13 protein-coding genes are annotated in these 13212 nt (G+C 43.4%); 5 read left to right on the top strand and 8 right to left on the bottom strand.

All coding sequences use genetic code 11. The annotated features are described in order from the left end of the window. Nucleotides 1–98: 98 nt before the first annotated feature. Both purD and purH read right to left on the bottom strand, forming a co-directional pair. Nucleotides 99–1391, bottom strand: a complete 1293-nt coding sequence (gene purD, locus Q4519_RS13435; RefSeq protein ID WP_303513024.1) for a phosphoribosylamine--glycine ligase — start codon at nucleotides 1389–1391, stop codon at nucleotides 99–101. 114 nt (nucleotides 1392–1505) lie between these two features. Next, nucleotides 1506–3098, bottom strand: coding sequence for a bifunctional phosphoribosylaminoimidazolecarboxamide formyltransferase/IMP cyclohydrolase (purH, locus tag Q4519_RS13430; protein ID WP_303513022.1), 1593 nt, complete (start codon nucleotides 3096–3098; stop codon nucleotides 1506–1508). Nucleotides 3099–3398: 300 nt separating this feature from the next. On the opposite strand from purH, the gene zntR reads away from it, so the two are divergent. From zntR to arfA, 4 genes are all read left to right on the top strand, one after another. Next, on the top strand, nucleotides 3399–3818 hold the full coding sequence (gene zntR / locus Q4519_RS13425; RefSeq protein WP_232799814.1) for a Zn(2+)-responsive transcriptional regulator: 420 nt from the start codon (nucleotides 3399–3401) through the stop codon (nucleotides 3816–3818). Continuing rightward, nucleotides 3812–5023, top strand: a complete 1212-nt coding sequence (locus tag Q4519_RS13420) for an SO_0444 family Cu/Zn efflux transporter (RefSeq protein ID WP_303513015.1) — start codon at nucleotides 3812–3814, stop codon at nucleotides 5021–5023. The genes zntR and Q4519_RS13420 overlap by 7 nt, the downstream gene beginning before the upstream one ends. Nucleotides 5024–5280: 257 nt before the next feature. Continuing rightward, entirely contained in the window at nucleotides 5281–6279 is a 999-nt protein-coding gene (locus Q4519_RS13415; RefSeq protein WP_232799812.1) for a hypothetical protein, read from the top strand. 88 nt (nucleotides 6280–6367) lie between these two features. Further along, the gene (gene arfA, locus Q4519_RS13410) at nucleotides 6368–6595 is read left to right on the top strand and encodes an alternative ribosome rescue factor ArfA (RefSeq protein ID WP_303513012.1); all 228 of its coding nucleotides are present in this window, start codon (nucleotides 6368–6370) and stop codon (nucleotides 6593–6595) included. Nucleotides 6596–6704: 109 nt separating this feature from the next. Here arfA and fis read toward each other — a convergent pair whose 3' ends face one another. From fis to Q4519_RS13390, 4 genes are all read right to left on the bottom strand, one after another. Beyond that, the gene (gene fis, locus Q4519_RS13405) at nucleotides 6705–7004 is read right to left on the bottom strand and encodes a DNA-binding transcriptional regulator Fis (RefSeq protein ID WP_232799810.1); all 300 of its coding nucleotides are present in this window, start codon (nucleotides 7002–7004) and stop codon (nucleotides 6705–6707) included. Between the two features lie 26 nt (nucleotides 7005–7030). Then, a complete protein-coding gene (gene dusB / locus Q4519_RS13400; protein ID WP_232799809.1) occupies nucleotides 7031–7990 on the bottom strand; it encodes a tRNA dihydrouridine synthase DusB in 960 nt (319 codons plus the stop codon). Between the two features lie 178 nt (nucleotides 7991–8168). Beyond that, complete coding sequence (prmA, locus tag Q4519_RS13395) at nucleotides 8169–9050, bottom strand: 50S ribosomal protein L11 methyltransferase (protein WP_232799808.1); 882 nt, start codon at nucleotides 9048–9050, stop codon at nucleotides 8169–8171. A gap of 256 nt (nucleotides 9051–9306) precedes the next feature. Next, a complete protein-coding gene (locus Q4519_RS13390; protein WP_232799807.1) occupies nucleotides 9307–9729 on the bottom strand; it encodes a hypothetical protein in 423 nt (140 codons plus the stop codon). Between the two features lie 318 nt (nucleotides 9730–10047). Between Q4519_RS13390 and Q4519_RS13385 the strand changes: the two genes are divergently transcribed. Continuing rightward, on the top strand, nucleotides 10048–10686 hold the full coding sequence (locus tag Q4519_RS13385) for a response regulator transcription factor (protein ID WP_232799806.1): 639 nt from the start codon (nucleotides 10048–10050) through the stop codon (nucleotides 10684–10686). Here the strand turns inward: Q4519_RS13385 and Q4519_RS13380 are convergent. Continuing rightward, nucleotides 10669–12474 carry a hybrid sensor histidine kinase/response regulator gene (locus Q4519_RS13380; protein ID WP_303513008.1) on the bottom strand — a complete coding sequence of 602 codons (1806 nt, stop codon included), beginning with the start codon at nucleotides 12472–12474 and terminating at the stop codon, nucleotides 10669–10671. The genes Q4519_RS13385 and Q4519_RS13380 overlap by 18 nt on opposite strands. Nucleotides 12475–12676: 202 nt before the next feature. Then, nucleotides 12677–13129 (bottom strand): type II 3-dehydroquinate dehydratase, encoded by a 453-nt coding sequence (gene aroQ, locus Q4519_RS13375; protein ID WP_232799804.1) that lies wholly within the window; start codon nucleotides 13127–13129, stop codon nucleotides 12677–12679. Between the last annotated feature and the right edge of the window lie 83 nt (nucleotides 13130–13212).

Raw genomic sequence — 13212 nt, 5'->3', positions numbered from 1 at the left:
GAGAGCCCGTATATAAGCACGCATCTTATGCTATGACATCGCAAAACTATTGAACAATACGAGGAGTCCATATAAGCGATATTTATATCGCGAAAGATCTACTTAGCTGCTTGCTCACGTGCAATGGCGCGGTAAGCGATGTCAGTACGGTAAAACGAGTCTTTCCAGCTGACTTGCTTGGTTAGCTCATAAGCACGTTGCTGCGCTTGTGTCACTGTGTTACCTAATGCAGTAGCACACAGTACGCGACCACCGTTGGTTACCGTGTTGCCGTCTTTTAAGCTCGTACCTGCATGGAACACTTTCTCGCCTTCAACATCAACAGTTGGAATGCCAGAAATTACATCACCTTTAGCGTAGTCACCCGGGTAACCGCCAGCTGCTAATACAATACCCACTGCTGCGCGAGGGTCAAATTCAGCGGTGACACTATCTAGCTTGCCAGCTTCTGCTGCTAAACATAGTTCAACGATGTCAGATTGCATACGTAGCATGATAGGTTGTGTTTCTGGATCGCCAAAGCGACAGTTAAACTCAATCACTTTCGGCGTACCGTCGGCCATGATCATTAGACCTGCATAAAGGAAACCGGTGTAAGTGTTACCTTCTGCCGCCATGCCGTTCACTGTGGGGTAGATCACTTCGTTCATGATGCGATCGTGAATTTCTTGTGTGACCACAGGGGCAGGAGAATATGCGCCCATACCGCCAGTATTTGGACCGATATCGCCATTGCCAACACGTTTATGATCTTGGCTTGTCGCCATAGGTAGTACGTTTTTACCGTCAACCATTACGATGAAAGACGCTTCTTCACCATCTAGGAATTCTTCGATGACTACGCGGCTACCCGCTTCGCCAAAAGCGTTACCTGCTAGCATGTCGTTAACCGCATCAATGGCTTCTTGCTCGGTCATGGCGACAATCACGCCTTTACCCGCTGCTAGGCCGTCTGCTTTAACCACAATTGGCGCACCTTTCTCTTTGATGTAAGCCACTGCTGGCTCAATCTCAGTAAAGTTTTGGTACCAAGCGGTCGGAATATTTTGGCGTGCAAGGAAGTCTTTAGTAAACGCTTTAGAGCCTTCTAATTGCGCTGCGCCTTTCGTTGGGCCAAAGCATTTAAGGCCAGCTGCGCGAAACGCATCAACCACACCTATTACTAATGGCGCTTCAGGGCCAACAATGGTGAGCTCTACTTGGTTTTCTTGGGCGAATTTAACTAATGCAGCAATGTCTTCAACACCGATAGCTACGTTTTCAACTTTCGCTTCTAGGGCTGAGCCGGCATTACCTGGCGCAACAAATACCGTTTCAACACTTGGGTTTTGTGCGGCTTTCCAGGCTAGGGCGTGTTCACGGCCGCCGCTACCAATGATTAATACTTTCATGTTTGATCCTTAATTAAAAAGACTCGCAGATAAATACGACGCTTTTTATTAGCAGAGAAATTAAAGAAAAATAAACAAAAACGGCTAACCTGAGTTAGCCGTTTAAAATTGGGATTAGTGGCGGAAGTGACGCATGCCAGTAAATACCATTGACATGCCGTGTTCGTCGGCTGCGGCAATCACTTCGTCATCGCGCATCGAGCCACCTGGTTGGATCACACAAGTGATTCCGGCCTCAGCTGCTGCGTCGATGCCATCGCGGAATGGGAAGAATGCATCTGATGCCATAACGCTACCAGCCACTTCTAGGTTTTCGTCAGCGGCTTTAATGCCTGCAACTTTGGCACTGTAAACGCGGCTCATTTGGCCTGCGCCAACACCGATAGTCCATTTGTCTTTAGCGTAAACTATGGCGTTTGATTTCACGTATTTTGCTACTTTCCAGCAAAATAGTGCATCGCTTAGCTCTTGCTCAGAAGGTTGACGTTTGGTGACCACTTTAAGGTCGTCTAACGACACCATGCCTTGGTCACGATCTTGTACTAACAAGCCGCCATTAACGCGTTTAAAGTCAAAGCCTTTGGTTTTATCGCTCCATTCGCCACACTCTAATAAGCGTACGTTTTTCTTCGCGGCAACGATTTGCTCAGCGGCTGCGCTGATTTTCGGTGCGATGATTACTTCAACAAATTGACGAGACACAATTGCTTCTGCCGTGTCAGCATCTAGCTCACGGTTAAAGGCAATAATGCCGCCAAATGCTGAGGTTGGGTCCGTTTTGTAAGCGCGGTCGTAAGCGTCTAAAATATTGTCGCCTAATGCTACACCACAAGGGTTAGCGTGTTTAACGATAACACAAGCAGGTTCACTGAATTCTTTAACACATTCTAGTGCTGCGTCAGTATCAGCGATGTTGTTGTAAGACAGAGCCTTACCTTGGATTTGACGAGCGGTTGAAACAGATGCTTCATCAATGTCGTTTTCAACATAGAAGGCTGCAGCTTGATGGCTGTTTTCGCCGTAGCGCATGTCTTGTTTCTTTTGGAACTGTTGGTTGAAGGTGCGTGGGAATTTAGATTCTTCATCGCCTTCTTTATTTTCGCCGTAGCTGGGTACTTTAGTACCGAAGTAGTTAGCGATCATGCCGTCGTATTGCGCAGTATGTTCAAATGCGGCAATGGCTAGATCAAAACGTGTTTGGTAAGTTAGGCTACCGTCGTTGTTGTTTAGCTCAGCTAATACGCGGTCGTAGTCGCTGGCGTTAACTACTATGGTCACATCTTTATGGTTTTTAGCCGCTGAGCGCACCATGGTTGGACCACCGATGTCGATGTTTTCAATCGCATCTTCAAGGCTACAGTTTGGGTTCGCAACCGTGGCTGCAAATGGGTAAAGGTTTACTACTACCATGTCAATTGGTTGAATGTTATTTTCAGCCATTACACCTTCATCAGTACCTCGACGACCTAAAATACCGCCGTGAATTTTTGGATGCAGTGTCTTAACGCGGCCGTCCATGATTTCTGGATGACCGGTGTAGTCGGATGCTTCGATTACTTTAATGCCGTTGTCAGCCAGTAATTTAAACGTGCCGCCGGTAGACAGAATTTCTACGCCTTTTTCTGCTAACTCACGCGCAAAATCCACAATACCTGTTTTGTCAGATACGCTGATTAGCGCACGTTTAATAGGTCGAGCTATGTCCATTTCTACTTTTTCCCGTTATTGATTTGAAGGTGGGTAAAACAATTTTTATCGTGCTATTGGTGTTTTTATTTGCACGTAAAAATTGGCGGGTATTCTACCTTAATTTGTCTTGCTTTTAACCAGAAAAAACGGAATAAAAAGGCATTAAATACGTTTTTTTTGTGTAAAAAAGCATCGAAATGGGCCTGCGTTGTGATCTGGGTGGGGGTTTATTTACGGTTATGTTGAAATAGTGCTTGACCTTGGAGTGAGGTCTAAGCTTTAGAATGGATGCATTCATTAACAACATAGGAAAGCGTCATGTATCGAATTGGTGAGATGGCTGCTCGCTGCGGCTTAAAGACTGACACATTAAGATTCTATGAAAAATCTGGGCTATTGGTGCCCAGTGCTCGGAATGAAGCTGGGTATCGCTTATATAACCAAAATGATGAAGCCAAGTTGCATTTTATACTACGTGCTAAAAGCGTGGGTTTTTCATTGGATGATATTGCTGAACTGTTGTCAATTCGTTTGGAAAGTGAGGAACACAGTTGTGCTGAGCCGAAATTAATTACCGATACTAAGTTAGCACAGGTGGAAGCCAAGATTAGGGAATTAGAAATTTTTCGCTCTTCACTGCAAAAGCTTAGTGATTCTTGTTGTGGTGGAGCTGAACCAGCTAGCCACTGTTCAATTTTAGAAGCGCTAGCCGCTAGTGATAAGGAAGCATTATGTTAATTAGTAATTTTATAGATTTGTTTATGGAGTCTGCTCCTTGGATGATGTTAGGTCTACTGATTGCTGGACTGATTAAAGAATGTATTCCTGCTGACTTTTTGGCACGACATCTTGGGGGAAAGGGATTTAAAACCACCATTAAGGCAGCCTTTATTGGTGCACCTTTGCCTCTGTGCTCATGTGGAGTCATCCCGGCGGCTCTTGGCTTAAGACGAAATGGTGCCTCGAAAAGCGCTACCACGGCTTTTTTAGTGGCAACACCAGAAACGGGGGTTGATTCAGTTTCGGTATCGTACGCACTATTGGGGCCTTTTATGGCGATTATTCGTCCTATTGCAGCGATAGTAAGTGCTATTGTAGCGGGTCTATTAGTCGGTAAAGAAGAGCAATTCTATGAACAACATAAAGCCGATGGACAAGCTCAACAGCCGAGCAAAACCAGCTGCTGCGCGAGTGAAAAAGCAGCTGTTGTAACAGAGCCTGCGAAATCGAGTTGTTGCGCGAGTGAAAAATCATCAGCGGTAACGGAGCCGGCGAAATCGAGTTGCTGTGCGAGTGAAAAAGCGACATCAGCTTCTGACTCTGTGCCACCTAGCTGTTGTGAAAGCGAAAAAATCACGACCGCGGAACCTGTTGTTAAGCACAAATCCATATTATCTAAATTAAGCTCAGGTGTGACGTTTGCTGCCACCGACTTAGTACGTGACATCAGTGTTTGGTTGTTGATCGGTTTATTTTTTGCCGCGCTCGTTAAAACCTATGTTGCAACGGATTTTCTAGCGCAATGGGGGGACAGTATTTGGGCAATGTTAGTCATGGTGCTTATTAGTGTGCCTATGTATATTTGTGCCACAGCTTCAACGCCTATTGCAGCAGGATTACTCATGTCAGGGATTAGCCCCGGGGCGGTATTGGTATTTATGATGGCGGGTCCGGCGACTAACGTGGCGACACTCGGTGTGGTGTATAAAGAGTTAGGCAATCGCGCACTTGTGGCTTACTTAGTTGGCGTAATAGGTATGTCGCTGGTCTTTGGTGCGTTAACTAACTATTTGGTTGCCGTGTATGGTTTTCAGGTGGCGCCACTGTCGGCAATGGATCATCAATTACTACCAAGTTGGATCACTATTGGTTCAAGTGTGTTACTCGCGGTATTAATGGTGAAGGTGTTTTGGCAGAAAGCGCAACAACGCATACTTAGTTAGTTTACCTGTGGTACTTGTCATCAATATCAGTTTTGACCAATTAGGCAACATTAGGTTAAGACTGATATCCTCACTCGTTAGTATGAGTTTTTTAGAGTAGCCCTTGTTTCTGTATTTTTGATCTCGCCTCTTGAAGTCGTTTAGGGATATTATTTTAGCTTTGCCTGTTGATTAATAGATTTACAAGGCAATAACTTGTAAAGTTTGAGCATATTTTTTAATAAACTTTTTATAGCGATAATATGGCGGGAGCAAGGATGTTTAATAAAGTAGTCATGGTGCTATTACTGGCATCAGTGATAGGGCAAGCCCATGCGCGAACAGGGCACAAATATGTGGTTGAATTAGGTGACGCAGTGCATAGTGAAAAAGTCCCTGCAGCTTCTTCACTGGTCACTACGGGTGATGGCATTTTTGCTGTTAGTGATATGTCGCCTTTTCTCTACAAACTCGATAAAGCATTTAATGTTGACTCGTTAACGACCATTAAGCAATTTCCGGCTGAAAGCTTAACCGAGAATGGCACCTTAGGCAGTGATATTAAGCCCGACTATGAGTCGATGACGCTGGTGCCTTTTGAAGAAGGTAAAGCCTTTTTAATCTTAGGCTCTGGCTCTAAAGCTATGGTGCGTGAATGGGGTTACTTGGTTAGTCAAGATCACTCTAAAATTATTGAGCGCTCATTAACACCGCTCTATAGTCAGCTCCATAAAGCGGGTAATTTTACTGAAAAACAAGAGTTTAATATTGAAGGGTTAGCTGTTGCGAATGAGCATACTTATATACTCAACCGTGGTAATTTCGGCGATAACTTAATTTTTGAAGTTAAAACTGCTGAGCTAGTAGAGTACATGTTGGGTGGGCGTGATCAAGTTGAGCACTTAGTGGTGAAAAAAGTAATTTTGCCTAGGATGCACGGTTTTGAAGCGGGTTTATCGGGCGCGACCTATTCAGAAAAGCTAGATAGTCTAGTTTTTACCGCATCGATTGAAGCCGCCAGTAACATTAACAAGAAAGGCTACATTTTAGGGAGTTTTATTGGTGTGTTACCTATGGTGAAGTATGCCACTGAAAATGAAATTGATCTGACATTCTACTCAGCTATTTTACAAAAAGACGGTAAAGCGGTATTAACTAAAGCTGAGTCTTTAATGATTTCAGAAGACAATGAAAATTATATTAAAGGTGCCTTAGTTTGTGATAACGATGATGGCTCCAGTGAGTTCTTCCACTTTAATTTGAAAAGAAACCAATAAAGCCATTCGATTTCTATTGCGTAGTGACTGAATTTGGTTCAATAATGTGCCGTGCTAAATAACTAGCACGGCTTTTTTATAGGTGAAAATGATGAAAAAAAATAAAACAAAGGTAGCAATTCTACCGCAAGGGCAAGGTCAAACAGACTTTTTGTTGCACAAAGGTACCATAGGTGAAAGTGCGGTAAAGGCGGTATTACATACGCCGTTATTTAAGCAACGTATTGAAAAGGCTAAAAAAGGTAAGGGAAGCTACCAGCGTAAAGGTAAATTTGGTAAAGGCATGGAGCCTAGCCTCAAGTTAATGGTTGCATAGCCCGTTAATTTTAGCCTACGCTTCATTGTTGAGTAAAATGAGAAGACAAAAAAAGGGTTTAGCTATAATAGCTAAACCCTTTTTATTACAAGCAATTAAGCCTGTTTGATTAGTTCATGCCGTATTTCTTCAACTTCTTGCGAAGTGTGCCACGGTTTATGCCCATCATGTTTGCTGCGCGTGTTTGGTTACCACGAGTGTACTGCATGATTACATCTAGTAATGGCGCTTCTACTTCAGAAAGTACCAGATCATACAATTCAGTTACATCTTGACCGTTTAACTGGGCAAAATAGTTCGTGATTGCTTGTTGTACTGAATCACGAAGTGGGCGTTGAGTCGTCTGGCCTGTCGCTGGAACACTGGTAGTAGTGGTTAGCGCTTCAGAAGAAATGTTTTGTTCGAACATAAGATATCAGCTCTTCTTTGTTTAGTTTAATGCATGAAAAAATCTTCTAATACCTTAAGCTGTATCATTGCAGACTCTAAGGTATTAAAATTTTTACGAAAATCTTCAGTATTCGGTTGCTCTTTTAGGTACCAACCCACATGTTTGCGAGCGATACGGGTACCTGTATACTCCCCATAAAAATCATGCAATTGTGCAACATGATCTAATAAGTTCTCAGCTATTTCGTCCCGACTAGGTGGGGCCAGAAATTCGCCAGTCCTTAAAAAATGGGCTATTTCTCGGAATATCCAAGGTCGTCCTTGTGCTCCCCTTCCTATCATTACGGCGTCTGCACCAGTATAAACCAGTACTTCTTTCGCTTTTTTAGGGCAGGTAATATCCCCATTAGCCACCACAGGCAAGCTTACACTTTGCTTGATCGCTTTTATGGTGTTGTACTCGGCGTTGCCTTTATACATACACTGGCGAGTTCGACCATGGACCGCTAATGATTGAATGCCAGCAGCTTGCGCTAGCTGAGCTATTTCAATGCCATTACGGTTTTCGGGATCCCAGCCGGTGCGTATTTTCAACGTTACCGGTACATCTACCGCATCCACCACACTTTCTAATATGGCTTTTACTAAATCGGGCTCGCGCATCAATGCTGAGCCGGCTAACTTTTTATTTACTTTTTTTGCTGGACAGCCCATGTTGATGTCAATTATTTGTGCGCCACGCATTACGTTTTCACGTGCTGCTGCGGCCATCAACTCAGGATCTGAACCAGCAATTTGTACAGAGCGTATGCCCGTTTCATTTTCATGATCCATCCGGTTTTTCGATTTCTCGGTAGACCAGACCAATGGATTACTGGACAACATTTCTGACACCGCCAAGGCGGCACCATATTTTCTACACAGCTGACGAAATGGCCGGTCGGTAATACCTGCCATAGGTGCTAAAATAACTGGGTTGTCTAATTTATAATCTGCAATCCGCATGAAACGCACTTACCTCTCACATGGGCGGCGTAGTGTACGCATTTTTGGCGCTCGAGGAAAGGTTAATAAATAGACATTTTGCAAAAAAAATACTTGCAAAACGCCCTATATTTAGTGTTTGAGCTGCTTTGGATCACACTCCTTGGCGGCAAGTCCACCAGGGCGTGTCGTTTTGATATTAGATTTTTTGGCCGGACAAACGTGCCCATTCATCTTTTATGGTTGGGCTATCCATATTAAATTGCGCCTTGTATACAGCGTTTAGTTCGTCGGCTTGCTGTTCTAAAATGCCTGATAAGCCCAATAACCCTTGTGGCTTGACTAGTGCGCTAATCGGTTGGAACAGCTCACGAAGTGGACCTGCGAGAATATTGGCAACCACCACATCTGCTAATAGGCCTTCAGGTTGATCTTTCGCTAGGTATAATTCTATTTTGTCTGCTACGTTATTTCGACTCGCGTTATCTAAGCTAGCGGTAATGGCTTGGGGATCGATATCGATGCCAATGACTTTGGCGGCGCCAAGCTTTAAGGCGGCAATGGCTAAAATACCAGAGCCACAGCCAAAGTCGATCACCGTTTTACCGGCTAAGTCTAAACTTTCTAGCCACTCAAGACATAAATGTGTGGTGGGGTGAGTCCCAGTGCCAAAAGCAAGACCTGGATCAAGCATGACGTTTACCGCACTTTCGTCTGGCACGTCACGCCAACTCGGACAAATCCATAATCGCTTGCCAAATTTCATTGGATGGAAATTATCCATCCATTCACGCTCCCAGTCTTTATCTTCAAGTTGCTCAACTTTCCAAGCAAAATCGGGTGTCATAATGGGGTGTAGTTTTAAGGCTTCGACAATAGGAAACAAATCTTGGTCGGCTTCATATAAAGCGACGATATCGGTATTTCCCCAAAGGCGGGTTTCGCCGGGCAATGGCTCAAAAATGGGCGTGTCATGGGCATCTAAAAACGTGACGGCTAAGGCGCCAGAATCTTGCAGTAGTTCGCTAATTGGCTCAGCCGTTTCTGAGGTAGCGTTAAGTTTTAATTGGATCCAAGGCATAGCTGTCTCTCATTGTTTGACATATAAACGCAGATGAGTACTTTCGCAGGGTAGTCATCCTCTGCTGCTAATGGTAACACTGGCTACTACTCGCGCAAAGGAAATGGGAGCTGATGGTGGCGGCAGTGATGTTGTAACAGCTTACAATAACTAGGTTTTGCAAGCCTTCAGGGGCGCTTCATATCTTGTTGTTAGCTAATCAGAGAAGTGTAGCAAGTCAAATAAATAACCCTTATTTACGTTTTAAGAGTTTATGCTATTGATCAATTTTTCTATTTGACGAGCGTCGGGTCGGGGCGTAAATACTGATCTCTTGCCATTCATGTTGGCGGTGTTGGTAGCGTTGATAGAGTTTGTGTAATGCGTAAAGCACTATTGCTGTTGCTGCTACCATCGTTCCTGTTTCGGGGATGGCTTGTAATAACCAAGCCGCACCTGCGATGAGTATAAAAGGGGTGAACTCGTAGAGCCATTCAGGCCAAACAAAGTGGGTTCTAGTCGGTTTTCGGTGCTCATCTTTTCTGCGGTAATTAGAGCGCATTACCCAAATCAAGGCGCCAATAGAATATAAGATAAAGCCTGCAATCACACCGTAATAGGGCTCGAGCATAGAGATACTTCCGATACCTGTTAATAGGTAGGTGCTAGGGAGTACTTCGTAAGTCACCTTGCTAAGCATAAGACTTTCTCCAAATTAACCAGAGCCCGTTGGTAAGATGCAATTTTGTTAACACGCAATTTTTTGTTATTTATGCTCATAGTTGCTAAGCCAATTATTTGCAATGAAGCTGTAGCTAGCGTTTTGATCACATAAATGACATTAATTGTTAAAAAAATGTTGCATTTGGTATTAAGCTTAGTACTTAAAGTGTGATCTAGCCAAGATTAGTTACGCGAATCTATGACTAGGTACCCAGTTATATAATTACATCTTCATAGCATTATGATTGTAAAAAGATAAACAGATATGATGAGGGTTGGCCGCAGTGAGAGAAATATGAATATTAAAATTGCAGTGATAGATGATCATCATTTGTTTTTACACGGTATGGAGCTGATTTTAAAAAATACCGGAGCAGAGGTAGTCATTTTTGAAAGTGCCGCTTCAGCCTTAGGGGAACTATCTGAGGTTGCGCCTGATCTTATTTTAATGGATCTTTCGATGCCAGAGATGGACGGCTTTAGTATGATCCACGCCTTAGCGGCGCGTGATTTTCTGCTGCCTATTGCGGTGGTTTCGGCTTCTGAAGATATTTCACAGATCTCTGATGCGCTTGATGCAGGTGCGATGGGATTTATTCCTAAATCTTATCCACCTGACGCTCTTGTTCGTGCTATTGAATCTATTATTGATGGCCATATTCACGTTCCCGAGTCTATTGCACTGGGCATTAAGCAATATAAGGAATCTTTAGCGCAGTCACCCGAGTACTCCTTATCTCCGCGGCAGATGGATGTGCTTAAACTTCTTGCAAAGGGCTATCCCAATAAAAAAGTGGCCGATATTTTGAATATTTCAGAAGACACAGTGAAGTTTCATTTACGTGGTTTGTTTAAGATACTTGGGGTATCTAATCGCACAGAGTCCGTTACTCGCGCTAATGAGTTAGGTTTGCTATCACAAAGACGGGCATAACTTTCTGATTGCCATTCTTAGTTGTGCGCCTTTCACTGGTTTATGCAGTAATAAATAACCGTACTGCTGAGTGGAGTGGCAAGGGGTTAAGTTAATATCACCCGTAAGAATAATGGCTGGTAAAGTAGTTTGATATTGTTGGTTGAGCTTGTTGAGCAAAGTTGGCCCATTATATCCACCGGGTAAGTTGTAGTCGGTGATCACTAGTTGAACAGTATGTTCCATGGCGAGAGCCATCGCTTGGTTGCCATTAGCTGCTTGAAACACTTGGTAGCCCCAGCTCTCTAACATCACCGTCATGGCCTCTAAAACCATCTCATCGTCATCAACGAGCAATACTGCTTGGTTGGCTTGCTCTGTTTTTTCGCCTTCATCCCTTTGCAACAGAATCTGCTTACTGGCGTCACCTTTTGGCAACTCAAAGCTAAAAACACAGCAATGGTTAGGTGTTGAGGTGACGGTCAAATTGAGCGCTAACAAATTGCTTACTTTTTTAGCGAGGGCTAAGCCAAGGCCTAAGCCTTTGTTACGATTGCGTTCTGGGTTATCCAGCTGTTTAAATTCATCAAAAATATTGTCTATTTGATCGGCTGGTATACCTTGGCCTTGGTCCCAAACTTGTACTAGTCCCTTACCATTTTGTCGACGAATGCCAATTAGTACTTTGTCACTTCTGCTGTGTATCAGTGCATTTTTAACCAGTTGCTCCAATACTTTTCTTACTAATATAGGGTCGCTATAGGCGATAAAATGGGTATTAACGAGTGCTAGCTTAACTTGGTTTTTTTGGGCTAATGCTTGCAGCTCGTCAACCACGCTTTTTAATACACTTTGCAATTGAAAGTGAACCTTTTCAGAAGGCGTATTACCGGCATCTAATCGGGAAATATCAATCAGGGCTTCAAAATATTGGCTTAAAGAATCGATGGCAAGGCGAGATTTTTCGAGTAAGTTGATACTTGGAGTTGCTTTTAACTGTTGCGTTAATAGCTCGTTGTAAATATTTAAACTGTGTAGGGGTTGGCGTAAATCGTGGCTGGTCGCAGCAATAAAGCGTGATTTATCTTGGCTTACTTTAATTGCCAGTGACAAGGCGTTTTGTTGTTGCGCTTCATAAAGTAGCAATTGGCGTTGATCGCGGTGGCGGGTGCGCATTAAGTGATATGAGTAATAAACAAAAAATAGGCAGGTAACTAGTTCGGTAATGTGATGTTCCAGTCGTGTCTCAGGGATCATGTTGATAATAAAGATATACATCAACACGGCCAGCAAACTATGCCACAGAGAAATCCACAAACGACTGGGAAATACATAACAAGCTAGGAGGGGGTAGCTTATGAACAACACCGTATAAAAGGTTTCTGAAATACTAGGTAAGGGGTTGAGAAACCAACGATCATAAAAAATCGCAAAGAAAAAGCACAATATATAAAGTTGGAAGACGCCTACCAGCGCATTAAAGTGGCGTGGCTTACTGGCTTTAGTTGATTGCCAATAAATACTGCCTGCTAATCCCGCTAATAGTAAGCGTAAACTTAAAAATACAAAGTAGTGTGGTTCGAACTGATATTGAACATAATCGAGATAGCTAGCACAGACAATTAGGACACTAAAAATAATCAGAGGAACGCGTATGGTTTGGGCTTGGCTTGGCCACAGCTGTTGTTGCGCTTGGGCCTCTTTTGCTTCATCGGCAAAATAACCGCTAAAAGGACAAATGCGATCACGTTTATTCGGTTGCGGCGACATCAATAATTTGAGTTCTGAAATACTGGGAAGCGTTAGCATATCATAAGGCTACTAGTAAAAAAAAAGCCCGACATAGTCGGGCAATCGCCAATTAGCTCTCTCGTGTCAATGGCGTAAAAAACGGATTACACAACCGCTCTCACACTGTTGTGTAAATGTAGACCGTAAGCACGAGGTAGATAATGACAACTTTTTGATGTTAATGTAACTACCCATATGGGTAGTTTTACACAATTGTTAATTACTCTGCCGTTTTTAGTTTATTGGCGACTGCTCTTAAAGCCAATTCATAACCTTGAGTACCAAAGCCGCAAATCACGCCGGTAGCCTTATCACTTAAGTAAGAGTGGTGGCGGAAACTTTCCCGAGCGTGGACGTTAGATATATGCACTTCAAAGAAGGGAATGTTAACGCCTAGTAGCGCATCACGAAGTGCAACGCTGGTGTGGGTGAAAGCGGCAGGGTTGATAATAATATAGTCAACATGGCCCATAGCTTGGTGGATCTTTTCGATTAACTCGTATTCACGGTTTGATTGCAGGTGATCAAGATCCAGTTCGAACGTCTCAGCTAAGCGAGTGAGATCTTCAACTACATCGGCAAGGGTCTGCGCACCATAGATTTCTGGTTCACGCATGCCGAGTAAATTAAGGTTGGGGCCGTTTAATAATAGAACTTTGCAATTTTTTGACATTGATCCATTTCTCTTTACAAGATCTTTGCAGATATGTTGCCAAATTAAGCGGTAATTAGACAAAGATCAAGACATGTTTGAAT

The sequence above is a fragment of the Motilimonas sp. 1_MG-2023 genome (genome assembly GCF_030547455.1).
GTDB lineage: Bacteria > Pseudomonadota > Gammaproteobacteria > Enterobacterales > CBDFNC01 > Motilimonas.
This window is presented reverse-complemented; position numbering and strand designations above follow the sequence as displayed.

Bases quoted from the DNA above. Each gene is read 5' to 3' on its own strand.
- prmA (WP_232799808.1), bottom strand. From the start codon at position 9,050: ATGCCTTGGATCCAATTAAAACTTAACGCTACCTCAGAAACGGCTGAG.
- Q4519_RS13415 (WP_232799812.1), top strand. From the start codon at position 5,281: ATGTTTAATAAAGTAGTCATGGTGCTATTACTGGCATCAGTGATAGGG.
- Q4519_RS13390 (WP_232799807.1), bottom strand. From the start codon at position 9,729: ATGCTTAGCAAGGTGACTTACGAAGTACTCCCTAGCACCTACCTATTA.
- aroQ (WP_232799804.1), bottom strand. From the start codon at position 13,129: ATGTCAAAAAATTGCAAAGTTCTATTATTAAACGGCCCCAACCTTAAT.
- Q4519_RS13380 (WP_303513008.1), bottom strand. From the start codon at position 12,474: ATGCTAACGCTTCCCAGTATTTCAGAACTCAAATTATTGATGTCGCCG.
- Q4519_RS13385 (WP_232799806.1), top strand. From the start codon at position 10,048: ATGAATATTAAAATTGCAGTGATAGATGATCATCATTTGTTTTTACAC.
- dusB (WP_232799809.1), bottom strand. From the start codon at position 7,990: ATGCGGATTGCAGATTATAAATTAGACAACCCAGTTATTTTAGCACCT.
- fis (WP_232799810.1), bottom strand. From the start codon at position 7,004: ATGTTCGAACAAAACATTTCTTCTGAAGCGCTAACCACTACTACCAGT.
- purD (WP_303513024.1), bottom strand. From the start codon at position 1,391: ATGAAAGTATTAATCATTGGTAGCGGCGGCCGTGAACACGCCCTAGCC.
- Q4519_RS13420 (WP_303513015.1), top strand. From the start codon at position 3,812: ATGTTAATTAGTAATTTTATAGATTTGTTTATGGAGTCTGCTCCTTGG.
- purH (WP_303513022.1), bottom strand. From the start codon at position 3,098: ATGGACATAGCTCGACCTATTAAACGTGCGCTAATCAGCGTATCTGAC.
- arfA (WP_303513012.1), top strand. From the start codon at position 6,368: ATGATGAAAAAAAATAAAACAAAGGTAGCAATTCTACCGCAAGGGCAA.
- zntR (WP_232799814.1), top strand. From the start codon at position 3,399: ATGTATCGAATTGGTGAGATGGCTGCTCGCTGCGGCTTAAAGACTGAC.